General features: G+C 58.4%; 25 protein-coding genes. 15 read left to right on the plus strand and 10 right to left on the minus strand.

The window, feature by feature from the left end; translation table 11 throughout:
* Window positions 1-193: 193 nt before the first annotated feature.
* The 3 genes from AB6729_RS11390 to AB6729_RS11400 all read left to right on the plus strand — a co-directional run bounded on the left by AB6729_RS11390 (window position 194) and on the right by AB6729_RS11400 (window position 3,565).
* Complete coding sequence (locus AB6729_RS11390) at window positions 194-1,315, plus strand: Gfo/Idh/MocA family protein (RefSeq protein WP_371081738.1); 1,122 nt, start codon at window positions 194-196, stop codon at window positions 1,313-1,315.
* Between the two features lie 48 nt (window positions 1,316-1,363).
* Window positions 1,364-2,542, plus strand: coding sequence for a galactitol-1-phosphate 5-dehydrogenase (locus AB6729_RS11395; protein WP_371081739.1), 1,179 nt, complete (start codon window positions 1,364-1,366; stop codon window positions 2,540-2,542).
* A 234-nt stretch (window positions 2,543-2,776) separates the two neighbouring features.
* Window positions 2,777-3,565, plus strand: coding sequence for an SDR family NAD(P)-dependent oxidoreductase (locus AB6729_RS11400; protein WP_371081740.1), 789 nt, complete (start codon window positions 2,777-2,779; stop codon window positions 3,563-3,565).
* A gap of 69 nt (window positions 3,566-3,634) precedes the next feature.
* On the opposite strand, the gene AB6729_RS11405 is transcribed toward AB6729_RS11400, so the two are convergent.
* The gene (locus AB6729_RS11405) at window positions 3,635-4,942 is read right to left on the minus strand and encodes an MFS transporter (protein ID WP_371081741.1); all 1,308 of its coding nucleotides are present in this window, start codon (window positions 4,940-4,942) and stop codon (window positions 3,635-3,637) included.
* A 21-nt stretch (window positions 4,943-4,963) separates the two neighbouring features.
* Window positions 4,964-5,287 carry a hypothetical protein gene (locus tag AB6729_RS11410; RefSeq protein ID WP_371081742.1) on the minus strand — a complete coding sequence of 108 codons (324 nt, stop codon included), beginning with the start codon at window positions 5,285-5,287 and terminating at the stop codon, window positions 4,964-4,966.
* Window positions 5,288-5,327: 40 nt separating this feature from the next.
* On the opposite strand from AB6729_RS11410, the gene AB6729_RS11415 reads away from it, so the two are divergent.
* The 4 genes from AB6729_RS11415 to AB6729_RS11430 all read left to right on the plus strand — a co-directional run bounded on the left by AB6729_RS11415 (window position 5,328) and on the right by AB6729_RS11430 (window position 8,759).
* Window positions 5,328-6,158, plus strand: a complete 831-nt coding sequence (locus AB6729_RS11415; RefSeq protein WP_371081743.1) for a hypothetical protein — start codon at window positions 5,328-5,330, stop codon at window positions 6,156-6,158.
* A 2-nt stretch (window positions 6,159-6,160) separates the two neighbouring features.
* Window positions 6,161-6,772, plus strand: a complete 612-nt coding sequence (ruvA, locus tag AB6729_RS11420; protein WP_371081744.1) for a Holliday junction branch migration protein RuvA — start codon at window positions 6,161-6,163, stop codon at window positions 6,770-6,772.
* Between the two features lie 512 nt (window positions 6,773-7,284).
* The gene (locus AB6729_RS11425; protein WP_371081745.1) at window positions 7,285-7,860 is read left to right on the plus strand and encodes a TetR/AcrR family transcriptional regulator; all 576 of its coding nucleotides are present in this window, start codon (window positions 7,285-7,287) and stop codon (window positions 7,858-7,860) included.
* 137 nt (window positions 7,861-7,997) lie between these two features.
* Complete coding sequence (locus tag AB6729_RS11430) at window positions 7,998-8,759, plus strand: SDR family oxidoreductase (RefSeq protein WP_371081746.1); 762 nt, start codon at window positions 7,998-8,000, stop codon at window positions 8,757-8,759.
* 58 nt (window positions 8,760-8,817) lie between these two features.
* Here the strand turns inward: AB6729_RS11430 and AB6729_RS11435 are convergent, their stop codons facing one another.
* From AB6729_RS11435 to AB6729_RS11445, 3 genes are all read right to left on the minus strand, one after another.
* A complete protein-coding gene (locus tag AB6729_RS11435; protein ID WP_371081747.1) occupies window positions 8,818-9,090 on the minus strand; it encodes a DUF2164 domain-containing protein in 273 nt (90 codons plus the stop codon).
* Window positions 9,091-9,442: 352 nt separating this feature from the next.
* Window positions 9,443-10,726 (minus strand): Gfo/Idh/MocA family protein, encoded by a 1,284-nt coding sequence (locus AB6729_RS11440; protein ID WP_371081748.1) that lies wholly within the window; start codon window positions 10,724-10,726, stop codon window positions 9,443-9,445.
* A gap of 4 nt (window positions 10,727-10,730) precedes the next feature.
* Window positions 10,731-10,940 (minus strand): hypothetical protein, encoded by a 210-nt coding sequence (locus AB6729_RS11445; protein ID WP_371081749.1) that lies wholly within the window; start codon window positions 10,938-10,940, stop codon window positions 10,731-10,733.
* Between the two features lie 470 nt (window positions 10,941-11,410).
* On the opposite strand from AB6729_RS11445, the gene AB6729_RS11450 reads away from it, so the two are divergent.
* Complete coding sequence (locus AB6729_RS11450; protein ID WP_371081750.1) at window positions 11,411-12,034, plus strand: septal ring lytic transglycosylase RlpA family protein; 624 nt, start codon at window positions 11,411-11,413, stop codon at window positions 12,032-12,034.
* A gap of 293 nt (window positions 12,035-12,327) precedes the next feature.
* Here the strand turns inward: AB6729_RS11450 and AB6729_RS11455 are convergent, their stop codons facing one another.
* Entirely contained in the window at window positions 12,328-13,914 is a 1,587-nt protein-coding gene (locus tag AB6729_RS11455; RefSeq protein ID WP_371081751.1) for a DUF5060 domain-containing protein, read from the minus strand.
* A gap of 148 nt (window positions 13,915-14,062) precedes the next feature.
* On the opposite strand from AB6729_RS11455, the gene AB6729_RS11460 reads away from it, so the two are divergent.
* From AB6729_RS11460 to dnaA, 7 genes are all read left to right on the plus strand, one after another.
* Entirely contained in the window at window positions 14,063-14,905 is an 843-nt protein-coding gene (locus tag AB6729_RS11460; RefSeq protein ID WP_371081752.1) for a TIGR03435 family protein, read from the plus strand.
* Window positions 14,906-14,976: 71 nt separating this feature from the next.
* Window positions 14,977-15,810: a TIGR03435 family protein gene (locus tag AB6729_RS11465; protein WP_371081753.1), complete on the plus strand. Its 834-nt coding sequence runs from the start codon at window positions 14,977-14,979 to the stop codon at window positions 15,808-15,810.
* A gap of 49 nt (window positions 15,811-15,859) precedes the next feature.
* A complete protein-coding gene (locus tag AB6729_RS11470; protein ID WP_371081754.1) occupies window positions 15,860-16,729 on the plus strand; it encodes a TIGR03435 family protein in 870 nt (289 codons plus the stop codon).
* A gap of 260 nt (window positions 16,730-16,989) precedes the next feature.
* Entirely contained in the window at window positions 16,990-17,787 is a 798-nt protein-coding gene (locus AB6729_RS11475) for a TIGR03435 family protein (protein ID WP_371081755.1), read from the plus strand.
* A gap of 44 nt (window positions 17,788-17,831) precedes the next feature.
* Window positions 17,832-18,578, plus strand: coding sequence for a TIGR03435 family protein (locus AB6729_RS11480; RefSeq protein WP_371081756.1), 747 nt, complete (start codon window positions 17,832-17,834; stop codon window positions 18,576-18,578).
* A gap of 288 nt (window positions 18,579-18,866) precedes the next feature.
* A complete protein-coding gene (ruvX, locus tag AB6729_RS11485) occupies window positions 18,867-19,340 on the plus strand; it encodes a Holliday junction resolvase RuvX (RefSeq protein ID WP_371081757.1) in 474 nt (157 codons plus the stop codon).
* A gap of 470 nt (window positions 19,341-19,810) precedes the next feature.
* Window positions 19,811-21,256, plus strand: a complete 1,446-nt coding sequence (gene dnaA, locus AB6729_RS11490; RefSeq protein WP_371081758.1) for a chromosomal replication initiator protein DnaA — start codon at window positions 19,811-19,813, stop codon at window positions 21,254-21,256.
* A 78-nt stretch (window positions 21,257-21,334) separates the two neighbouring features.
* On the opposite strand, the gene AB6729_RS11495 is transcribed toward dnaA, so the two are convergent.
* From AB6729_RS11495 to AB6729_RS11510, 4 genes are read right to left on the minus strand one after another with little or no spacing between them, the layout of a single operon-like run.
* Window positions 21,335-21,979 (minus strand): hypothetical protein, encoded by a 645-nt coding sequence (locus AB6729_RS11495; RefSeq protein WP_371081759.1) that lies wholly within the window; start codon window positions 21,977-21,979, stop codon window positions 21,335-21,337.
* Between the two features lie 43 nt (window positions 21,980-22,022).
* Window positions 22,023-23,138, minus strand: coding sequence for a glycosyltransferase (locus AB6729_RS11500; RefSeq protein ID WP_371081760.1), 1,116 nt, complete (start codon window positions 23,136-23,138; stop codon window positions 22,023-22,025).
* Window positions 23,139-23,180: 42 nt separating this feature from the next.
* A complete protein-coding gene (locus tag AB6729_RS11505) occupies window positions 23,181-24,104 on the minus strand; it encodes an NADP-dependent oxidoreductase (protein ID WP_371081761.1) in 924 nt (307 codons plus the stop codon).
* Between the two features lie 41 nt (window positions 24,105-24,145).
* Window positions 24,146-24,997: a class I SAM-dependent methyltransferase gene (locus tag AB6729_RS11510; protein ID WP_371081762.1), complete on the minus strand. Its 852-nt coding sequence runs from the start codon at window positions 24,995-24,997 to the stop codon at window positions 24,146-24,148.
* Between the last annotated feature and the right edge of the window lie 41 nt (window positions 24,998-25,038).

The raw sequence follows: 25,038 nt of genomic DNA on the forward strand, positions 1-25,038 counted from the left end.
CTATGCTGACGGACGCACACCACATCCATGCTCGCGTGGCGAATTTCCTGTTGAGGCCCTTGTATGCGTCCTGCTTTCCGCCTCGTGGCCTCTTTTGCTTTTGTCGCTTCTTCGTCATGACGATTCGCATATCTGCGGAATAACATGCTTTCGTTCCCGCTTCAGACGATCCTGCGTTTTGAAAGGTCTCTCTATGCTTCGCCTCATGCGTCTTTCGTGTGTGTTTGCTGTCCTGCTTTTCCTGACCGCAACTGTTTCAGCGCAACAGGCTGCCACGCCCATCCGTGTCGCCATCGTGGGTCTGACACACGGCCACGTGAAGGGCTTTCTGCATAACCTGCCCACCAGCCAGAGCGCAAAGCTGGTTGCGATTGTTGAACCCGATGCTGCTCTGGCAAAGCAATACCGCGACCAGTACAAGCTGGATCCCGCACTCTTCTACACCGACGAAGACGCCATGATCGAGAAGACGCACCCCGATGCTGTACTGGGTTACGGTACGATCCTGGAGCATCGCAAGGTGATTGAGATTGCCGCAAAACACCACGTCAACAGCATGGTAGAGAAGCCACTGACCACCACAGTAGAAGACGCGCTCGCTATCCGCGACGCCGCACGCAAATACAACGTGCAGGTGCTGGTGAACTATGAAACCACCTGGTACAACAGCAATGCCGAAGCGCTGAAAGAGATCAAGGAAGGTAAGCTGGGCACGGTGCGCAAAGTGCTGGTGCGCGACGGTCACGAAGGCCCCAAAGAGATTGGCGTTGGCCCGGAGTGGCTGCCGTGGATCACCGATCCAAAGCAGAATGGCGCCGGGGCTCTGTTTGACTTCGGCTGCTACGGCGCCGATCTTGCCACCGTGATCAACAAGGGCGCAACGCCGCAGTCAGTGACCGCCTTCGCGCAGACGCACAAACCCGATATCTACACACGTACAGAAGACGACGCCACTGTGATCGTCGCTTATCCCGGTATGCAGGCCATCCTGATGCCAAGCTGGGACTGGAGCTTTGCCGTGAAGAACATGGAGGTCTACGGCAACGGCGGCACCATGTTCACGGTAGGACCGGGGAACATCATCTCGCGCTACAAGGGGCAAAAGGTGGAGTCTTCCATCTATCCCGCGCCGAATCTACCGCAGAACCAGAGCAACTCGTTGGACTATCTTGCAGCCGTGCTGCATCACCAGATCGACCCCAGGGGCGACCTGTCTTCGCTGGAAACGAACATGGTCGTAGTGCAGATTCTGGATGCAGCGCGCACCTCGATTCAGGAAGGCAAGACCATCACACTGAAGCCCCTGCCGCAGTAAGAGCGTGCGCAGCGTCGCAGCCGGGTGCCCCACCTTCGCGAAGCTAAGGTGGGTTTATCGCGCGCAGGCGCGATCCCTGCGTACACGAACCTGATGGCTCAATACAATGGTGGGCAGGAGCGGTTCGCGCCTGGCGCGAATACCCAGGTTAGCTTCGCGAACCTGGGGCACCCACATCAGGAGAGCTTTATGAAGGCGTTGCTGCTCGAAGAGTATTCCCGGCTTGAAGTGAAAGAGATGCCCGTACCTGAGATTGGTTCGGATGAGGTTCTGATCCGCGTGGGTGCGTGCGGCATCTGCGGCAGCGATGTGCATGGCTACGACGGCAGCAGCGGCCGCCGCATTCCTCCCATCGTCATGGGCCATGAAGCCGCAGGCGTAATCGAAACAGTTGGCACGGACGTTACGGAGTGGAAACCCGGTGACCGCGTCACCTTCGACTCCACCGTCTACTGCGGCAAGTGCGACTACTGCCTGCGCGGCGAAGTGAACCTGTGCAACAACCGTCAGGTAGTCGGCGTGTCCTGCAATGAGTTCCGTCGCCACGGTGCGTTTGCGGAATACGTCAGCGTCCCTGCACGCATCCTCTATCGCCTGCCCGAAGACTTCCCCATGGAAGAGGCAGCGATGCTGGAAGCTGTCTCCATCGCACTGCACGGCGTAAACGTAACGAAGATGAAGGGCGGCGAATCCGCGCTCATCATCGGCGCAGGCATGATCGGACTACTGACCGCGCAAGCAGCGCGGGCCAAGGGATGCAAATCCGTAATGATTGCCGATGTGGATGCCGCACGCTTGAAAATGGCCGAAGCAGTCGGCATCCCTGACACGCTGCACATGAGCGGCAAAGAACTGATCGACGAAGTACTGAAGCGCACCGACGGCGAGGGTGTTGACGTTGTGCTGGAAGCTGTAGGTCGCGGCGAAACTGTGGTTGCATCCATCGAATGCGTGCGCCGCGGAGGCACGGTCACACTCATCGGCAACATTCAACCGGAAGTACCATTGCCATTACAGCGTGTGGTGACTCGCGAGGTTCGCCTACAGGGTTCATGCGCTTCTGCTGGTGAATATCCTGAGGCTATTCGCCTGATGGCCAGCGGCGCGATTACCGTGAAGCCCCTGATTTCTGCGGTGTCATCGCTGGAAGAGGCTGCAAGTTACTTTGATCGTCTGCACGCACGTGAAGCTGGATTGTTGAAGGTTGTGGTGACGCCGAACTCCTGACAGTCCTTATAATTCGTCATCCTGAGCGCAGCGGAGTCGAAGGATCTGCTTTCTTGTCCCACGATGGAATGTTGCAGGAAAGCAGGAAAACACTCCCAGACGCATTGCAGATAACACAGAGGAAAGCAGGTCCTTCGGCTATGCACTTCGCGCTCCGCTCAGGAGGACGATTTATTACACGCTGCATGTTCTGCTCAGGATGACGGCTTCGCCAAAATAAATTAAGAGGTAAGAATGGCAGAGAATCTGTTTGATCTAACCGGCCAGGTGGCCATTGTTACCGGCGCATCCCGTGGCCTCGGTCAGTACTTCTCACGTGCACTCGGTCGTGCGGGTGCGAAACTCGTGGTCACGTCTCGCAAGGCGGGTGATTGCGACGCCTTCATCGCAGAGCTTGCTTCGATGAACATTGAAGCAAAGGCGCTGGTGCTCGACGTGCGTGATGAGGCAAGCATCAAGGCTTTCTCAGACGCTGCGCCGCAGCAGTTCGGCAAGGTCGATATCCTGGTGAACAACGCAGGCATGAACATCCGCAAGCGTGCGCTGGACGTCACGTGGGATGACTGGAACGCCATCCTCGATACCAACCTACGCGGTGCATTCTTTATCGCACAGGGCATTGCACGACACATGATCACGCAGAACTACGGCCGCATCATCAATGTAGGCTCCGTCACCAGCGTTTGCGGCTCTGCTGGGCTTGGACCATATGGTGCAAGCCGCGGCGGCATCAAGCAACTGACCATGTCACTGGCGGATGACTGGGGCGAGCACGGCATCACCGTCAATGTCCTCGCGCCAGGATGGTTCAAGACCAACCAGAATAAGGCCATGTATGAGGACGAAGGCTGGGTGGAGTATCTGGTTGAGCGCATCCCCATGAAGCGTCCCGGCGCACCAAACGACCTTGATGGAGCAGTCGTCTTCCTTGCCAGCGAAGCATCGCGCTATGTCACCGGACAGACCATCCTGATTGACGGCGGTATTTCTGTAGGAGCAACGCGGGCGTTGGTAAAGAAGTAAAGAGCGAACGCGGCGATCGGTACGGACACGCAGCGTCGCAGCGAAATCGTTGCGAACGCTGTTCGTTCTTTATCCCTGCAACGCTTCGCGCACATCAATGGGCTCAATGCGCCCCAGCAGCACAAAGTACGATGCGATCCCGATCACGATGTAGATAGCAGGAATGGCGAAGGCAAGCGTGTAGCTATGCGTTGCACCTACGGTATATCCAGTAACGATAGGCGCAAGGATGGCAGAAATCTGGTTCGCAAAATTAACGATTCCGCCCACCTTGCCAGTGCTTGTATTGGGCACCAGGAACGACGGCAGACTCCAGATAACCGGTGATGCCGCGGACAATCCGCCAATGGATAACGTGATGCACACCAGCGCCGCGGTTACTGTATGCGCGAAGGCGGCGCCAACAATCCCGAGCCCGCAGATGGTTCCACCAATCAGCACCGTACGCCGTACCGTGCTGGCGTTGTAGCCGTGGCGGATGAGCGTATCGACTAAGACCCCACCGATGAGGAAGCCACATGCGGCCGCCACAAGCCAGGGCACACCCGTGTACAGGAACGACTGTTGCAGGGTGATGTGTTGGGTCTGCGCAAGATACGTTGGCAACCACGTGACCAGCAGGTAGAAGACATAGTTGTACGCACCGGACCCAATGGCCAGGCCGATGATCTTCTTCTGGCGCAGCAACTGTCCAAGCGGGATAGGAGGTGCGATGATCTGCGCAGCATCGCCGCCGGGCACAATCGATGGTGTGCGGATGACGTTGCGCATGGAGAAGCGGCCCGGCTCACGATACAACAGGGCGAACAGCGCCATATACGCAAACGACAATACTGCGGTGAAGCCGAAGGACCAGCGCCAGCCGACTTCCAGCAGCAACAGTCCCAGCAGCGGAACACCGATGGCATTGGCAAGCTTTGCCGATCCATCGAATAGCGCCGTTGCAAGGGAACGTTCGTGCGCGGGGAACCATGCTCCCACAGCTTTTGCGTTGGCAGGAAACGTTGGAGCTTCACCAATACCCAGCAATAATCGCGCTGCAAAGAAGAAGATGATTCCCGGCGCGAAGGCCGCAGCCAGCGATGCGATACCCCAGATCAGTACCGACCATAGGGTGACCTTCCGGACACCGAACAGGTCCAGGACTACGCCGGTGGGGAGTTGGCAGGCGGCGTAGGTCCAGGAGTATGCCGCGGAAAGCTGGCCGAAGACCTGCGGTGTAATGCCGAAGCTGTCCACCAGCGCATCGTGCGATACCGACAGGTTGACGCGATCAAAGTAGTTGACCAGCACGCCCACACCAAGCAGCACGCCGATGGTCCAACGGTAACGTTCCGCGGGCGCGTAAGTATCTGTGTAGTAGGTTTCGCCGGCCATTAGGGGTGAGGCCAGTGTAAGTTACCGCGGCGTCTGTGCCGAACGGCGAATGCGGCTGACGAGTGCCGAGGTAAGAAATACGCCGGCGATCACGAGGACGGCGATGCCTACCGGCACGCCAACCCAGCGGTAGGCGATGGAGAAATCCACCTTGTGGCCAAACATGGTCGCGACCAGCAGCGACATGATGGCGAGGAACGTGGCCGCGAAGAAGGCCGCCGCGCCGCTGGCCAGCGAGAGCAGAATCGTCTGTAAGACGCTGAAGTCGCCGACGGGAGCACCCAGGAAACGGGGGCCGGTGTAGCCGGGTGCGATCTGCGGGCGGGATGCGGATGTGTCTGCCATGTGAATTACGGCTGCCTCAGCCATTAGAATACCGCTTGGAATGGTTGAAGCTCTGATAACCGATCTACTGACGCCGGAAGAGGCCGCGCAACAGGCGCAGGCAACGACCGCCCCCAATGGCCTGCAGTACGCTACGCTGGGACGGCTTGACCTGCCGTCGCTGACGGCGGACGAGATTGCGCGGCTGGTGGGAACCGTTCCAACCGGTCTTAGCAATGGCCTGAGCACCTTTCGGTACGTCTTTGTGCCGCTGGCGCTGAGCGGCGCCCGGCTGGAGGGTGGCGACACCGCTGCCTTTCCGCTGGTTGACCGCACCCTGATTGCACCTGCATACAGCCCGGCCCTGGCCGATCGCGCCATCTGCCATCGCAATGCGCAGGTGGATGGCAAGGAAGTGGTCTTTCTGAGCAGCCGTCTGCACAGCGACCGCTTTGCGCTGGCATTCGAGTTCTTCATCAACATCGCGCATAACTTCACGGACACCATTGGCGTTCCACCCAGCTTCGGCGAGCTGCTTTGGCAGCAGGTGATCGCGAATGTGCGCGGGGAGACGTCCATTGATGCATGGGAGGACCGGGCGGGTGCGCTGGGTGTCTCCGTGGCGGAGCTGGATGCGCGTGCACGCGGTTCCGCCCCACGCGGCACCGTGGATGAGAAGGCCCGCACCAGCTACTATGCCGCGGCCTTTGCCGACACGCTGGCGATCTACCTGCTGAGCGTGTTCATGGACTTCGACTACAGCGACCTGCGTGAGCGCGAGTATCCGCTGCTGGCTGCACCGGCGCTGGCGGAACGGCTGCGCGCCATCAGCAAGCTGTTCCCGCCGAACGATGGCTACCTGTTCCAGATCCTGTATCGGCGGCGCGGCTAACGATGATTGCTCATCTGCGCGGACGCCTGCTCTCCAAGTCACCCAACGCTGTCATTGTGGACTGCGGCGGCGTTGGCTATGACGTGGCTATCAGCGTGACCACGTTCACCTCGCTGCCGAACGAAGGTGGCGAGGTTTCGCTGCACATCAACACGCAGGTGCGTGAGGATGCGATTGCACTGTTCGGCTTCACGGACCGCGATGAGAAGAAGCTGTTTGAGCGGCTGATCACCGTCAGCGGCATTGGGCCGAAGCTGGGCATTACCGTGCTCAGCGGGCTTTCTGCGGAGCGTCTTGTGAGCGCTATTCGCGGCGGCGATACTGCGATGCTGGTGAAGATTCCGGGCATTGGCAAGAAGACCGCCGAACGCGTGGTGTTGGAACTGAAGGACAAGCTGGACGATCTGCAATCCGCTGCGCCCGCGCAGACATCCGGATTCCAGGGCGGGCCTGTGGTGGACGATGTGTTGTCCGCGCTGGTGAACCTGGGCTACAAGCGCGATAGCGCCCAGCGCGCCGTGGAGACAGCCATTGCGAAACATGAAAGCGTTGAGCTGACGATCCGCACGGACTTCGATGCACTGTTCCGGTACGCGATGCAGGCTATCCGGTAGGGGTACCCCTCCCCCTGTTTTTCTAAAAATCGATCGTTCCGTGGGCGCGCGGGGTTGAAGTTATGCTCCTGTTTGTTTTGGTGGCCGCGCGGTTTTCTTGGTTGCGGATTCTTACGGCAGGGCTGAAGCCCTGCCCTTCCGAAAGAGGACGCACATTCGTGCGTATGATCGCGCTGATGCGCGATGCCCAGGTTAGCTTCGCGAACCTGGGGCACCCGATTTTGTGGTTGATGGTTTTTTTGGGGTTTCCTGGTGCGTTGTAGAAGGTGTGGAGAAATGCAGGTCCTTCGGCTTCACTTCGTTTCGCTCAGGATGACGGTCTACGACCGTATGAGCTTCGCTGGGGATAGTCTTTGACTGCAGGAGCCTTGTAGCGCTCACAGGGATGGTCTTTCGACCATTGGAGCTTCGTCTTGCGAAGCTGGTTTTGGCTGGAAGCGTGGCGAGGGTTTTGGCAAAGGGCAAAACTGTGAATCCGGGGATTATGTGTGTAATCCAACTAGGAAGCACATATGCGCTATGAACCGGAACACAAAACGCGAACCCGTGATCAGATTGTGCGGAACGCCGCTCGTAAACTTCGCGCTGAGGGGCTGAGCGGCCCTGGCGTGGCCACCATCATGAAGGCGTCGGGGCTGACAGTAGGCGGATTTTATAAGCACTTTCGGAGCAAGGACGACCTTGTCGTCGATGCAATTAACCAGGGATTCTCAGAGTTTGACGATGAGGCCGATTCCTTCCTGCAAGGTGTGCCGCATGAAGACAGGTGGAAAGAGATTGTTCGGCGGTATCTGTCACCGGAGCACTGTGACCACCCGGAAATCGGTTGTCCGGTTGCAGCGTTGGCACCCGAGATTGCCCGGGCCGAACTCACTGTGCGGGAACAGGTTACAGGCCTAATCAAGGCGCGCGGTGGCCGTTTGCTGGAACTGATACCGGGGGCGACGACAGAGGAACGAGAACGAAACTTCTTTGTCATTTTCAGCGCGATGGCGGGTGCCATTTCGGTAGCACGCATTCTCCCCGAGGCGGCTGATCGCCAAAAAGTGTTGCAGGACATGCGAGACCATCTTTTGCGCAGCTACTGATTTTTGCAGCAATAGGATTTTTTGCATCAATAGGATTATAGGAATAATCCTATTCTGTACATGAGGTCGATAAACGAGCTTGTGGGCGCTGAAAAGACCGGGGATTGGCCCGTATCAGATCGCGCGAAAGGACTCCTATGAAACTCACCGGGCGCACCATTCTTATTACCGGAGGCTCTGCCGGTATTGGCCTTGCTTTCGCTCTCAAGTTCCTCGAGTTTGGCAACCAGGTCATCGTAACCGGTCGCCGGCAAGCGGTGCTGGATGAGGTAAAGGCGAAGTACCCGAAGCTCCACACGATCCAGAGCGACGTGGCGGACCAGGCACAAATCACCACCCTGGCGGCGCGCGTCAAGGTGGACTTTCCCACGCTGGATGTGCTGATGAACAACGCAGGTATTCTCGCCTACAAAAATCTCAAGGCACCGGTGACTGACCTGGCTGGCTTGATGACGGAGATGAATGTCAACGTGGGCGGTGTCGTTGGTACGACGTCCGCGTTCATCGACATTCTCACGGCCAACAGGGGAACGGTAATCAACGTGTCCTCCGGGCTGGCCTTCGTGCCGCTGCCGGCCGCTCCGATTTACTCAGCCACCAAGGCCGCGATCCACTCCTACACGCAGTCGCTGCGGTTCCAATTGGAAGAGACCGGCGTGGAAGTCATTGAGCTGATGCCGCCCGCGGTGAAGACCGATATGACGACCGAGATTGCGGAGGGCGGCGGCAAGGTGATCACCACGGATGAGCTGGTGAAGGAATCCTTTGCTGCCTTTAAGGCAGGCGCTTCCGAGATCCGGCCGGGGCAATCCAAACAGCTCGCTCTGTTGCGTCGCCTTGCCCCCGATTTCATCAACCGGCAGCTGTGGAAGGCATCCAGGAAGCTGGTGCCGGCTTAGCCGCCATTTTGGTTCGCTTTCGATTGGCGGGATGCTGCGCTTTGATGGAGATCGTGTTTCAGCGGCGTTTGCGTTTGTTGTCGATGGTGGGCCAGTAGGCGAGGGGCTTCTCGTAGAGGTCGCCGGTGAGGTCGGTTACTACGGAGCTTAGGCGCGCCTGTGCATCGCCGATGGCCTGGTTGTAGACCAATGGGCCGATCTCCTGGAGGATGTAGTCGAGCAGCATGCCTGCCGGAAGATCGCCGATGGGTTCCGGGAGATTCTCTTCAAAGTAGCGTTTGAGGGATGCGATGGCGTCGGTGCGGTTTTGGCGATTGAGTTCGATGGGCATCTGATTGTCCAAATGGAATCGTAGCGGATGGAGAAGGATGCAGGTCCCCCTTCGCTCTGCTGGGTTCGTGCTTCGCACGAATACCCAGGTTAGCTTCGCGAACCTGGGGCACCCGGTTTTGGGGGTGCTGGTTCGTTTTGGGTTTCCTGGTGCGTTGTAGACAGTTGAGAGGAATGCAGGTTCTTCGGCTCCACTTCGTTTCGCTCAGGATGACGGTCTTTGATCGTATGAGCTTCGCTGGGGATGGTCTTTGACCGTTTAAGCTTCACTGGTTCGTGCTTCGCACGAAGATCGAGATTCGCTTCGTGAACCTGGAGTACCCGTTACCTGGGCACCCGGTTATGACTGTTCGTTAGACCAATCCGGCGCGTTGCTGGTGATCCGCTATGGCGGCGTTGATTTCCAGCGCGAGGGCAAGAGCGTTGCGGCCGTTGTGGCCGGTGACGCGGGGTTCCTGCCGCGTGCGGATGGCTTTGAGGAAGTCTTCGATTTCAAGGCGCAGGGGTTCGCCCGGTTCCGTGGGGATTTTGCGTAACGACAGACCTGCCGAGGGATGTTCCTGCGCGGGGATGGGTGTGCCAGGCCGTGCTGAAGCTGGGGATACTGCGTTGGAAGATACGGAATCGAATGAGGCTCCGCCGGGCGAGGTGAGGCCACCTTGTGCGGCGAGATCGCGGGCGATGGGTTGATCAGAAAGGGTGGCCTGCGCTGCGGTCTTTTCAGCGGCGATGGCCTGCTGTGCGGCACGCAGGGAGGCGAGGTGCGCTTCTACCTCTTCGGCGGTGTGTGATTCGTCGCGACCGGTGGATGCGGCAAACAATGCCTGCATCTGCGCGGCGGTGAGGGAGGCTGCTGCTGTGACGTCGATCATGAGCAGGTCCTGCCGCGCGAAGTCGAGTGAGAGGTACTGGTGTGGCTGGAAGAAACGCAGCTTGCGGACGCGTTCCGTGGAGATGCGCGACGCGGTGAAGTTGGCAACGGCTCCGCTTTCGAATTCGACGCGGACATTGGCGATGTCTGTCTTCTTCGACAAGACGGGCAGGCCTACGGCGCGGACTTCGCGGATGGGCGAATCGGCGAGGGTGAGCACGATGTCGAGATCGTGGATCATGAGGTCGAGCACAACATCCACATCGAGCGAGCGCGGCGTAAAGATGCTGAGCCGGTGCGACTCAAAAAACATGGGTTGGTGAACGAGCGATGTGGCTGCCGTGACGGCGGGGTTGAACCGTTCGAGATGGCCCACCTGCACGATGCAGCCGTGTTCGCGTGCGGCGGCGAGGATGCTATCGGCCTCTGCCAGCGACGAGGCGATGGGCTTTTCAATGAGGACGTCGATGCCTGCCTCAAGCAGCGCGATGGCCGCGGAGGCGTGGTGGATGGTGTGCGTGCAGACGCTGGCGGCGGCGATGCCCAGGCCCGCGGCGAGAAGCTCGTCCACAGAGGCGAAGACAGGGATGCCGTATTCCGCGGCGACGGCGGCGCGGGCGGGTTCGCTGGGGTCGGCACAGGCGGCGAGACGGATGCCTGCACCGGCCTGTTCCAGCGCGCGATAGACGCGGAGATGGTTGCGGCCGAAGGCTCCGGCGCCGATAACGGCGATGGCCGTGGCGCCGGAATGAGCAGTGTGGCTCATGCGCTTACTTGGCTTCGACGGCCTGGCGGCAACGAGCGTAAAGCTCAAGCAGCGATGCGACCTGATCCTCGGCCCTGGGCGTGGCGGTGCCGGCGAATCCGGGAGTGCCGCCGCCGGTGGACTTGACCACGTTGGCGGTGGAGGCGATGAACTTGAGAAGGTCGAGCGCGATATCTTCCGTGCGGCGGGCAGCGCCAGTGATGGGCAGTTCCATGGATGATTCCTCAGTTTCTGAGGATACCCGATGCAACCTTTTGTGTGCTTTGGGGTATTTGTAAGTGACTGATTCCACGCGGGGAACCCGATAAAATACGCCAAAACACTGGTGTTTTGCGTGGGAAGTTGGTAGGCTGACACAGGTTTGAGGGTTCTAAGAACCCCAATCACAGTGCAGACAGGTTTCGGGCTTACCGGTCCACCTGCTGCCGAATCCGCGCGAGGCGCAGGCACACAGTGCCGCTCCAGTCGTGCAGAAGCGCCAAGGCGACGGCAAGATCGCCAAATCCCAAAGAAAGAAGACAGGAAGACAGCGGAGCTCAGGGACATTGCCGTGCGTTTTTATCTGTCGCATTTTGCGACAGCAAGAATTCCGGTAAACCTACCCTGTGACCAGCACAAGCAGAAACACGCGCGCGCTCGTTGACTTTTCTCCGCCCCATTGCTCCTGGCCTAGCAGGCAGTTCATTGATCCACGCAACCGAAAACGGTTCGGAAAATAATCTCCCGGTCCACCCCGCGAAAGTTACCCGCGGAATTGCATCACTCTCCCGCACCCTGTTACGCAGCCGCGCTGTTCTACGGCTGGCCCGCAAGCGCCACTCGCTTGCCCTAGGATTGGCATTGGCCACCGGCGCCGCTGTTTCTGCCGCATACGCTACGGTTTCCGTGGTGACGCACCAGGTGGAAGCTCACGACGCACGTGTTGAGCCGCTGGCCCCTGCACCTGCTCCGCCCGCTCCACCGGTGGAACTGACGAAGAAGCGTCATCCGATTCTGAGTTTCCGCGCGACTGCCTTCCGCGGACTGGCCTCCTGGTATGGAGAGGTCTGGAATGGACGCACCACCGCCAGCGGAGAAACCTTTGACGAAACGAAGCTGACCGCCGCCCACAAGACGCTGCCGCTGGGCACGATTGTCCGCGTGACCGACATGGAAAACATGAAGTCGGTGGTGGTGAAGATCAATGATCGCGGCACACTGGCTCCCGATCGCGTGATTGACCTGTCGAGTGCCGCAGCGAAAGAGCTGGGCATCATTGAGCAGGGATTGGCGAAGGTGAAGCTGGAGATCGTTAAGAAGGCTTCCTAACCGTTTCTCAAAGAGAACGACTTTCACGAAAGGGTCCGCGCTGCGCGGACCCTTTGTGCTTTGTATAAGCCTGGGTGGGAAGGTTCGTGCTTCGCACGAATACCCAGGTTAGCTTCGCGAACCTGGGGCACCCGGTTTGGTGGCTGCCGATGCGTTTTGGTTTCCTGGTGCGTTGTAGAAAGTGTGGAGGAATGCAGGTCCTTCGGCTTCACTTCGTTTCGCTCAGGATGACGGTCTTTGGCCGTATGAGCTTCGCTGGTTCATGCTTCGGCGAATGGCCAGGTTCGCTCCGCTCAGAATGACAGGCGGAAGAGGATGGCCTGATAGGGGCGGACCGGAAGACGTAGCTTTGCTTTGCCGTGATGTGTACCTGGAACGCTGGTGATGGTGTTGCGCACAGTGTCGATGAGTTCTGCAGTGAAGGTTCCTTCAGGTAAAGGAAACTCGTACCAGACGGGTTGATGCTCATCCATGAAATAGAGGATGGTCTGCGCCTGTTTGCCGTCTGCGCCGCCGTAGACCGTTGCGTTGAGGTAGTACGGCTTGTCCTGCGCGAAGAAGCCCATGCGTGCATTGGGTGTGGGTGCGGATGCTTCAACGAGCTTGCGCAGTTGCGCGATGGCCGCAGAACTTTCGCCGTGCAGTGTGCCGCCGTGCGACCACCACAGTGTGGGTGTGGTGTCTTCGTTGAAGGCGGCTTCTGTGTCAGGTAAATAAGTTTCGCCGTGCGTGACGTAGCAGCCGTTGATGACACCGAGCCAAAAACGACGCACCATTTCAGCGGCGCTGATGTTGCCCCAGCGTTTGTTGAGGTTGCCCTCATACTTGCATTCGTCAAAGCCCACTGGCTTCTTCCATGCGGCGAGCCACTGCGGTGCTTTGTCGAACTCGTCGGTCTGCAGGCTGGCGTGGGTAACCCACGGGTGCGCGTAGTCGTATGGCGTGACGGAGTAATGGATGCTGCGCAGGTGATGATGCGCGTCTGCTGCTTCGAGGACGTGGAAGAGGCGATCGAAGTCGGCGAGTGTCTTCTGCTTCATCAAGTCCCACTCGTTTGCGAGCGACCACCAGACGTTGCGATAGGCGCCGAGGCGCGCGACGACGTAGCGCAGATAGAGCGCGTCTGTCTCTGGCGACATGGACTGATAGCCCCAGCGGTCGTAGGGATGAAACAAGATGAGGTCGGCTTCGATGTTGAGCTTCTGCAGATCGAGGATGCGTTGTTCGAGGTGAGCAAAGAAGCGTGGATCGAAGCGGGTGTAGTCGTTGGTGTTGTTGGTGCGCGGGAAGGGATAGAACGGCGGTTCGTTGTGGTTGTACTCGTAGTGCTTGGGGAAGATGCACATGCGGATTTTGTTGAAGGGCGCGGGCTGCAACGTGGCGAGTGTTTGCTGTTGCAGCGATTCGCTTTGATGAATCCATGCATAGCTTGTGGTGCCGAAGGGGAAGTACGGCGTGCCATCGGCGTAAGAGAAGTGTTGCGTATTGTGAACGATGATGGGACCGTGCGCATTTGGCAATGGCCTGGTGACGGTGAAGTTGCCGGTCTTGCCTGCGAGCGATGCGTTGTTGCTGGCGGTGGCGTAGGTCCATTCGCCTTCGGCGTCGGGCATGAAACGGACTTTGTAGTTCCCTTCGCCATCGTAGAAGCCGGGCACGCGAACGTTGCGATGGCCGAGGTGGAAATCGGCAGCGAAGTCGACTTCCATGAAGGGATTGCCGGTGGCGGGGCCTTGCAGCGTGAGTTCGAAGACCTCCCATTGAGGTATGGGTGCGTGTTGCTGCCGGGCTTTTGGCTGTTGTGCTGTGAGCGTGGTGGGCAACAGGGCAGCAGCGGCTCCGCTGTACTTCAGGGCATCGCGACGAGTGAGGTTTGGCACGGCAATAGCGTATCTCGTTTTGGGGCGCAATTTTTCATGAACGATGCCGGGGCTTTATGCGTATCGAAGAGTACGGACCGGACCTTCGCTTCTTCTATGTCGTCTTGCGACGTCTGGTTCCCTGTTCCAAACACACGGGAGTTTCGCGATGCGCCTTCGATTGGTTCGCACACTTTTGCTTGCAGCACCACTCGTTCTTACCGGTGCTGCGTTTTCCGTGAATGCGCAACAGCCGGCGGCATCGGAGCAAACGCAGGCTGCGCCGGTGTGGGACATTGTGAGTATCAAGCCGCATAAACCGGGCGATGAAGATGTAAGCGAGCACTTCTCGCCTGCAACCTACACGGGGCGGAATGTCACCTTCAAAATGCTGATCAGCCAGGCCTATGGCGTGAAGGAGTGGCTGATCTTTGGAATGCCTTCGTGGGTGGGTTCGCAGCACTGGGATATTGAAGCCAAGGTCAGCGAGCCGGATATGAAGGTGATGCGCAAGTTGAGCCGCGAGGAACGACGGGCGATGTTGGTTGCTCTGCTGCGAGACCACGTTGGGCTGGTGGCGCATAAGGAATCGAAGATGCAGCCAGTGTTTGAGATGACGGCGCTGCCGGAGGGTGTGAAGTTCAAGGCAGTACCGGCGCCTTCGAGTTCTGATAGTGGGGAAAAGCCGAGGCAGGGAAGCCAAATGACCATAGACGATGGTTTGATCAGCGGCAGAGGCGTCAACATGACAACACTGGCCGATGCGCTGGCCTCCAAGGTGGAACGCAACATTGTGGATCAGACCGGCCTGAAGGCGGAGTATGGCTACATTATTGATCTGCACTGGACGCCGGAGGAGCGCGACAAGGGCAATGACAACGGCAGCGGAACCGATGCTCCTCCACCTTTTTTTGAGGCTGTGCGCGAACAGCTTGGGCTGAAGATGGTGCCGGGCAAGGCCGAAGTGCCCACGGTGGTGGTGGAGCACATTCAACAACCGGATGCGAATTGATAGATTCTGCATTCCGATGCGGTGCACGCTGCGGATACCATCGTGACGGCGTTCTCGCCCTACCTACAACTATGCTCACTCTGAATCGTTGCCGCCTGTTTGTTCTGGCTCTTGTCCTCTGTGGCATGGGCTCTGCGATGTGCCGTGCTCAGACGCCGTACACGGGCCCTTTGCCGGTGTTTGATGTGGTGACGATCAAGCCACACAAGGCTGGTGACAACAACACGAGCGTTAGCCGCAGTCCGACTAATCTGCAGGCGACGAACATCTCGTTGAAAGAGATGATCGCGGGCAACTACAACGTGAAGGCGTGGCTGATCTTTGGGCTGCCGCCGTGGGCTGAGTCGCAGAAGTGGGACATTGTTGCGAAGGTCAGCGAGCCTGATCCGGCGGTGATGAAGAATCTTTCGCGCGAGCAACGCAATGACATGGTAAAGGCGCTGCTGAAGGAACGCTTTGGTCTGCAACTGCACATGGATAGCAAGGTGCAGCCGGTGTTTGAGATGACAGCGATGCCGGAGGGTGTGAAATTCAAGGAGAGTGCGCCACCACCGAAGAATGATGACGGTACTCCGGGTAAGAGTCCGGGCGCGAGCACGAGCACGTCCGACAGCCACATGGTGGCGCACCACGTGAGCATGAAGAGCTTTGCGGAGAACCTGTCGTATCGCGTGGAGCGCACGGTGGTGGACAAGACGGACCTGCACAGCGAGAACGGTTACGAGCTGGAGCTGTCGTGGACGCCGGACGAGAAGAACAACGGTGGCGATAACGGATCAGGGCAAGAGGCTCCTCCGCCGATCTTTGCGGCAGTGAAGGAACAGCTTGGGTTGAAGCTGTCGCCTGCGAAGGCTGAGGTGCCGACGATTGTGATTGATCATGTGCAGATGCCGGATGCGAACTAACTTCCGGCATTTCGATTTACAACGTTGTACAGATACCATCGGAGGGGCCGTGCGTGTCTCATCTGCAACCATGATTAGCCTGAATCGTCTTCGTCTCATCGTGCTGGGTCTTGCGTTATGTGGGACTGCGGCTTGTGATGCCCAGATGCCGCTGCCTCCGCTGCAATCCGGTAGTGGAGGTTACACGGGTGAGGTGCCGCAGTTTGACGTCATCTCCGTGAAGCCGCATAAGCCTGGCGAAGACAGGATGATGATGCACTGGGGGCAATCCGATTACAAAGCGGTCAACATGACGCTGAAGAACATGATCAGCAACGTGTACGACGTGAAGTCATGGCTGGTGTTTGGCTTGCCTGGGTGGGCAGAATCGGCGCACTGGGACATTGATGCGAAGGTGAGCGCGCCGGACGTGAAGGTGATGTCGAGCCTTACGAATGAGCAGCGCCGCACCATGATTGGCGGCATTCTGAAGGAACGTTTCGGCCTGGTGGTGCACACAGAGAGCAAGGTGCAGCCGGTGTTTCTGCTGACGGTGATGCCCGACGGTCCGAAGTTCAAAGAGAGCCCTGCGCCGCTGCCGCATGCAGAAGGCGAGAAGCCGAAGCCGCACGGCATGTGGCGCATGGGGCCGGGTTCGCTTTCGGCGACGGATATGCCGATGCCACAGCTCGCGGGCAACCTGTCGTACTTCGTGGAACGCACCATCGTGGACAAGACCGGGCTTACCGGGAACTACGATGTGGAGTTGAAATGGACACCGGAAAGCCGTGCCAATGCAGGAACGGATAACGGCACCGGCGATGCACCACCGGCCATCTTTGAAGCCCTGAAGGAACAGTTGGGGTTGAAGCTGACGGCGGATAAAGCGCCTGTGCCTACTGTTGTGGTGGATAAGATTTTGCAGCCTGAGGCGAATTAAGTTTTGTTGGTTTCCTTGCGCGTTGTAGTGGTGCGAGAGGAATGCAGGTCCCCTTCGCTTTGCTCGAGGGCATGCTTCGACTTCGCTCAGGATGACGGCCTTCGACCGTAAGAGCTTCGCTGGTGACGAACTTCATTCGTAGGAGCTTCGTGTTGCGAAGCTGGTTGGTTCTTTGGCTGGGAGCTTTGCGCAGTGTAGGTGAAGGAGAATGTGTCGGGATTCTTCGCTGTGCTCAGAATGACGAACTTACTGGAGAGGCAATGCGAATAGCGAAGGTGATGATTGCGATGGTGATGGTGTTGCCGTATGTGGCGGTATCGCAGGAGAAGACACCGTTGCAGTTCGATGTGATTACGGTGAAGCCGCACAAAGAAGGCGACACCTCCATGTGGCGACGATGGACAAGCAGCGGGCTGGAGGGACACAACCTTTCGCTGAAGAGCCTGGTTTCTGTTGCGTACGATGTGCAGCCGTGGCTGGTGTTCGGGTTGCCGCCGTGGGCGGAGTCCACGCGATGGGACCTTATGGCGAAGGTCACCGATCCAGAGATGAAGCCGATTGATAAGCTCACCGGGCCGGAACGGCTTGTGTTGATTGGCAGCATTCTGCATGATCGTTTTGGGCTGGTGGCGCATAACGAGACCAAGGTGCAGCCGGTGTTTGTGATGACGGCGATGCCGGATGCTGTGAAGCTGAAACAGAGTGCGCCGCTGCCGCCGGGTGAACCGCTGCCGAAGTTTGGACGCAGTTCGTTTTCAATCAACAACGGTGTGGCACAGGCTAAGAATGAAAAGCTTGCCGATCTGGCGAGTACGCTGTCGGGGATGGTGGGACGCACCATCATCGATAAGACGGGCCTGACGGGGGAGTACGATTTTGAGTTCCGATGGCAGCCGGAGTCGCAGGCAAACGGCGGCGATAACGGTGCGGCAGATAGCGATCGACCAGCAACGATTGTGGATGCGTTGAAAGAACAGCTTGGATTGAAGATAACGGCGGATAAAGCGCCTGTGCCTACGGTGGTAGTGGACAAGATTTTGCAGCCGGAGGAGAACTGACGTTGCGGTCGATGGGGTTTTGGCGACGATGCTGTTATGCAATTGTGTTGCTGAGTGCAACGCGCGTTGCTGCGGCGCAGGACACACCGCAGTTTGACGCAATTACAGTTCGTCCGCATGACAAGAACGATCCCAGCCAGGACGGTGGTATTCACTGGGCTGGGTTAGTCTTTGAAGCAAAGAATGTTCCGCTGACATTCCTCATGGTGCAGGCCTTTGGGGTGAAGAAGTGGCTGATTGCGGGTTTGCCCGCATGGGCAGAGAAGACTACGTGGGATGTGAACGCCAAAGTCAGCGAAGGCGATCTGAAGCTGATGCAGAACATGACGCGCGAGCAACGCAGCAGGATGTTGCAGGCGGTGCTGGCGGAGCAGTTCCAGTTGCGCTACCACTATGAGTTGCGCGTGGAGCCGGTCTATGAACTGGCAGTATTGCCCGGCGGTCCAAAGTTCAAACCAACCCCTTCTGTGGCCCATGGCAGTGGATGGACCTTTACGCAAGGACTGGTCAAGGTAGAAGCCATCACCATGGCGCAGTTTGTGAATGGTCTTTCGCCGCTGGTGGAGCGGGTGGTGGTGGATAAGACTTCGTTGGCCGGGATGTATGACATGGAACTCCACTGGACGCCGGAAGCGAGCAGCGCTTCAAACACAGACAATGGATTGCCTGAGGCTGCGACGCCCGGCATCTACACGGCTTTGCGAGAGCAGCTTGGTGTGAAGCTGACGTCGGCAAAGGCTCCTGTCCCGGTGCTGGTGGTGGACAAGATGGAACAGCCTGAGGCGAATTAGGTTTTGCTGGTTTCCTTTTGCGTTGTAGTGGTGCGAGAGGAATACAGGTCCCCTTCGCTTTGCTCGAGGGCATGCTTCGACTTCGCTCAGGATGACGGCCTTTGGCCGTATGAGCTTCGCGTTTGCGAAGCTGGCTTCGTGGATGGAATGTACCAATGATTGTGCAGGGCGATGATTCATCGGGATACTTCGCTGCGCTCAGAATGACGGGCTTTGGCTGTTGGATCGCGCTCTGCGCGAATGCCCAGGTTCGCTTCGCGCACCTGGGGCACCCATTTCCGAGGCGCAATGAAGTTCTATGCTGAATGCATGAACGATGTTGCGCATGTGCTTGGGTTTGATGTGGGGGAGCGGCGTGTGGGCATTGCCGTGACCGATGCGCTGGGTATGGCGCAGCCTTTGATTACGATGGGGCGCTCAAGCCAGAAGGAAGAGATGCGCAACATTGCGCGACTGGTGCGCAAGCACAACGTTGCCGCGATGGTGGTGGGGCATCCGCGCAATATGGATGGCTCTGCGAGCACGCAGACGTTGAAGTGTGAAGCATACGCAGCCGTGTTGCAGAAACACTTTGCGATGCCTGTCCATTTACAGGATGAACGGCTTTCATCCGCAGAGGCGGATGCGTGGCTGGATGCGCGTGGCTATGCTCGCGGGGCTGAGCGCAAAGGCTTGCTGGATCGTGTGGCGGCCATGGTGATATTGCAGGATTGGATGGATGCGCAGGGCCGAACAAAGATGACACTGAGCGACGCGCCGTAGGACCTATTGCAACGACTGCATGTTCCTACAGGTGCGCCATGTACACCCTTGCAGAATCCGTGGCAAGGAAAATCGTACCTTGTGATGTACGTATTTCTTACCGTTGGTGGCACCTTTCACCACCTTTGGTGCAAGTGTTTTTTTCGTGAAATTTTTGCGACATGGGGCTTCCAGAGAGTGCTTCTCATCGTGCTACCATCAGGTTCGTTCCTCAAGCAGAGAAGGGCGTGAGTCCAGCTTGATTGGCTTGATTTGAATTTGCATCACATCACTGATCGGTAGTTGTCAAGGCTCTACCGACGGTTTTCAAAACAGAAACAGACGTGCGCATCCGCCAGGCAGTGCAGAGCGGAAAGGGTTTCGTTGTTTCAAAAATTTCGCTCGCGGCTGCAGTTCCCCCCAAGGCAATGCAGCCAAGGTTTGACAGTGAACGCCCGGACGCTGGTCCGGCAAGGCAAGGAAAGAACCGGATGTCATTTGGACCCACGGCATCGACCGTAACCGCTCCGCAGAACGCCTGGACACGTATCCTGGGCGCGCTTGAGATGAAGGTGAACCGGCAGTCGTTCCACACATGGTTGAAGCCCACGCGCTTCTCCCATGCGAACGGTCGCACGCTTTACATTCGCATCCCCTCGCAACAGTTTCAGCACATCGGCGACCGCTATGCGGACCTGATCCAGGAAGCGATTGAGAACCTGACGCTGGAAGTGGACGATGTCCGCTTTGTGACCGCGGAGGATGACCCCACAACACCAAAGACGCGCGAGGATGGTGGCTTTGCGCCGCTGCCTTCGCACTCGCCCAATGCGCCGCAGACGTCTTCGTCGCTGGCGCCGGGACGCGGTGCCGCACCACAGGCACCCAGCGCAGAGCAGGCACGTTTTGACTGGAACACGGCTGCGCAACTGAATCAGCGCTACCTGTTTGAAAACTTCGTGATCGGCAGCGGCAACCAGTTTGCCCACGCTGCCTCGCAGGCCGTGGCAGAGCGTCCCTCGAAGGCCTACAACCCACTGTTCCTGTATGGCGGCGTGGGTATGGGCAAGACGCATTTGATGCATGCCATTGGGCATGAGGTGAAGCGCCGCAATCCGCACGCCAACATCATGTATGTCTCCGGTGAGAAGTTCACCAACGAGATGATCAACAGCGTGCGCTATGACAAGATGACAGGCTTCCGCGATCGTTATCGCACGGTGGACGTTCTGCTGATTGACGATATTCAGTTCATCAGCGGCAAGGAACGTACGCAGGAAGAGTTCTTCCATACGTTCAATGCGCTGCACGAGAGCATGAAGCAGATCGTAATCACGAGCGATCGTCCGCCGAAGGAACTGGCGGAGCTGGATGATCGTCTGCGTTCACGTTTTGAGTGGGGATTGATCGTCGACATTCAGCCGCCGGATCTGGAGACGAAGGTGGCGATTCTGCAGAAGAAGGCAGAGAGCGAACGCGTTACGCTGCCGACCGATGTTGCCATGTTCGTCGCCAGCAATGTGCGCACCAACGTGCGTGAGCTTGAGGGTGCGCTGATTCGCCTGATTGCATGGTCAAGCCTGCACGGCGTGGAGATTACGCTGGCCACGGCGCAGCAGTGCCTGAAGCAGTTCATTGATACGCAAACGCGCAAGATCACTATCGAAGCCATTCAGAAGGCCACGGCAGAGCAGTTTGGCATGAAGATCAGCGAGTTGAAACAGAAGAACAATTCGCGCCAGATCGTGGTGCCGCGGCAGATTGCGATGTACCTGGCGAAGCAGATGACGGAGGCTTCGCTGCCAGAGATTGGTCGCCAGTTTGGCGGCAAGCACCACACGACAGTGATGCACTCCATTGCGAAGATTGATGAGCAGCGCAGGTCAGATAAGGCGTTGAGCTCCACAATCAGCAAGTTGATGGAGACGCTGAATTAAAGTGCAGATTAAGCTTTGGATATGCAAGGGCTTGGCAATGACCAAACCCTTGCATATTGCGTTGCAACTATCTATTGCTCAGTCAGCAATCGTCTTTAAGGGACATTGTGTCCAGCCTGCCGGGTGCCCCTCTCCGGGAGCTACATATCGAACACAAACAGTGGTCTCATGACGATTTTGAAATTCATCATAGTAGATCACCCGGCCACCTAGAATAGCCCGTTGAAGCCCAGCGTTCACCCTATCCGCTATGACTTGATCCACTATCGTGTCCGATGCACCATGACCTGGAAGAATCTGACCGTTAAACAGTTGACTGCTTACTTCAGGTGGCATGCTAAGTGTTTCGATTTTATTTTGAACATCTCTCCAATCGACCGTCCCATCCCATCCTCCAGAACCAGGGCCAGTCAGTAGAAGCTCCAAACGCTCATGAACGTCTAGTGCGGGTGAGTTTCCGTAATTTTTCCACGGTAGTACCCATTCAATCTTTTGCCCAGCTTGAATTTCGTCGAATACTTTGAGCTCGGATTTGTCGCCTAGTGGAAGCTCTACTCCTATCCATGGGCGCTTATCTGCTTGGAAATTTTTGTTGGCATCTTCAAGCGTTTGGTAGACGAAATAGACTGACAATATCGCAGCAATGAACCCAGCAGCACTAACCCAAGCCGATAATTTTGCTACCTTTAGAGACTTTCTTTCGATCTCGACGGATTCGCTCATGTCCGAAAGAGTATCAAGCTTCCTTCTTGCCCTTTTGTATTTATTAAGTGACCGGGTAGGTTCGATCTTTCCATTGGCCACCTTTGCCGCGATAAAACCTCACAGCCGAAGCCACGGTTGCTGCCATGTAGAACATGGCGATGAGTGGCAGGACGATGCCCCACAACGGTGACTGCTGATAGCGCCGCAGGATGGGTTGGAACAGCGCCGCCATCAGCACCCATGCCGCCGCGCCGCACCACATGGTTACGCCGTGTGTGTGCAGCGCGAGTGCGATGGGCGCGGCGTAAAGCAGCAACATGCCTGCGACTGTTCCCAGCAACAGCAGAGGTGAATAGTGCAACTGCACATAGGCGGTGCGGGCGATCATCTGCCAGATGTCGGCGAACTTTGGATACTCTCGCAGACTGGTTGCGCACGTGGCGTGGCCGAGCCATGTGGCATGGCCACCGCGTTTGACTTCGCGTGCAAGTGCACAGTCGTCGATCAGCTCGGCGCGGATGCGCGAGACACCTTCGATCCTGCGCAGTGCGGCCTGTGAGAGGAGCATGGTGCCACCGGCAGCTGCGGCCACTTTGCTGCGAGGGTCTGCCACGCGAGCGAAGGGATAGAGCATGGCAAAGAAGAAGACGAATGCGGGAATGCCGAAGCGCTCCGGCAGCGTCCTGCAACGGAGGCGCACCATCTCTGAGACTAGGTCGTAACCACCTGCCTGTGCTGCCGCTACCAACTGCGCCACATGGCTTTGCGCATGCACAATGTCCGCATCGGTGAGCAGCACGTAGTCTGCGTCCTCGGCATATTTCAGACCCTGCGATACGGCCCACATTTTGCCGGTCCAGCCTGAGGGCAGGGGTTGGCCCTGTAGGACGGTGAGGCGCGGATCTTCTGCGGCGAGGTCACGGGCGATTTCGCCAGTGCCGTCGGTGCTGTTGTCGTCGACGAGGATGATGCGCAGAGGCCAAGGGTAGTCCTGCCGCAGCAATGCGTAGAGGGTGTGTTCGATGTGCGGTGCTTCGTCGCGTGCGGGAATCACCACGGCGACGCGTGCCATCTGCGACGGAGTTACATGGCTCGGAAGCTCCGGCCCTGCCTGCCAGAAACGTCCATGCGCCACCGCGAGATAGATCCATGCAGCAACGACAATGGAGGCAAGCACCAGCACACACTAAATTGTGCGCCGTTTTCGCCGGATGCGCGACTACAACGCGAGAAGAAGTATCTTGCCGCCGGTACCACCCTTTTCGGCGAAGGCCTGTGCTTCTGCTGCTTCATGCAGGGCGTAACGACGGACGATGGGGAGTTTGAATTTGCCGTCGCGGTAATCTTCCGCAAAGGCAAGGACACGCTGGGGGTCAGGGTGCGCCATGATGCGGGCGAGACGGACGCCGGAATGGAGCGACACATCTGGCGGCGGCGTGACCACAGTGCCGCAGACGCCGCCTTCGCGGATGTGGTTGAGCAGCGGTGTGGTGGCCTTTTCTCCTGTGGTGTCGGCGATGGCGTCTACCGTGCCCATGTTCTTGCGGGCGGCTTCGTCGTCCATGGCGAGGATGCCGTGTGTGCCGAGTTCCTTTGCTTCCTCCGCCTGCGAGGCGCGTACACCGGCAATGACGTGGGCGCCGAGCGTGAGGGCGCTGTGCACAGCCGCGCGTCCCACGCTGCCGAGCGCTCCTGTTACCAGCACGGATTGACCCTGCTGCAGGGCGCAGGCTTCGCGGACAAGCTGGTCGCCGGTAAGGACGATGAGGGGCAGTGCAGCGGCTTCCATAAGGTCGAGGCCTTCGGGTGTGTGGGTGAGGTTCACGGCCTTGATGGCGACCAGCGAGGCGTAGGCGCCTGAATCAGGGCTGAAGGCCATGACGCGGTCGCCGATGCTGACGCCCTGCACATCCTTGCCTACGGCACGCACCACGCCGCTGACGTCGCGGCCGAGGATGGCGGGGAAGGTGAGAGGGAAGCGAGCGGCTGCTTCGCCGGAGCGCATCTTCCAGTCCACGGGGTTGATGCTGGTGGCGGCAGTGGCGATGAGCACCTGGTCGTCCGCGATCTCAGGGTCTGGGACGTCGGTTTCATAGTGCAGGTTCTTTGCCGGGCCATACTCGTAGAGGCGCACTGCATTCATGGTCACGATTCCTCGTGAAAAGTGAGATGCGAATCGATGGCCTATGGGGCAAGCTTTGCCGCGAGAAGATGGCCTCCGCTGCCCAGTACGTGCAGGTTGCTGCCGGTGAAGTAACGCGTGTTGATGGCGTCGCGATCGAGGTCGTGCTGTAGCTGCCAGCCGGATTGGTGCAGACGCTGGTGAATCTCGTCCGGCAGGAAGAAGAGGCGGAAGGGTTCACCCGCGGCAGCCACACGCTCGGACATGGAGTCCAGCGCGAGGCGTTCCAGGGGCGGCAGGGCATGGCGGGGCATGCCGTAATCGAATACGAGGACGGAACCGTGTGCGCAGGAGGAGAGGAAGTTCAGAGTTGCCGTAAAGCCTTCGTCTGTGAGGTACGGCACCACGCCGAGCCATGCGAAGACGGCGGGTTGCGTGGGGTCAAAGCCGGTGCTGCGAAGACGTTCGGCGAGGTCGTCATGATGGAAGTCGACGGCTACGTGATGTGCCTGCTGCGGGATGGAGATGTCGTGGTCTTCAAGCAGGGAGAGCTTCCACGCCTGCGTGTCAGGGTGGTCGACTTCGAAGACCTGTACCTGCGGGAAGGGATTGCGATAGGCGAAGGTGTCGAGGCCTGCGCCGAGGAGAACGTATTGCCGCGCACCTTCATAGACAGCAGCAGTGAGCATGTCTTCCGCGAAGCGGCTGCGGGCCACCAGGAATGCGCGCAGGCTGATGGAGTGGGGACGGTCGGGGGCACGCAGGCCCTCTGCGTCCCAGTTGCTGCTGTTGGAGAGGCCGAGGATGCGAAGTGCCAGTGGGTCGTCAAAGACCAGGGGTTGATCAAAGACCTGGTGGGCGGCACGACGCAGCGCCACGCGCCAGGCCGTGCGGGAGGGGGTTCCTTCACGCATGATTCCATTGCAACACAGTGGAGACGAGACATCCCCGGCCC

It is taken from the genome of Terriglobus sp. RCC_193 (assembly GCF_041355105.1).
Lineage (GTDB): Bacteria > Acidobacteriota > Terriglobia > Terriglobales > Acidobacteriaceae > Terriglobus.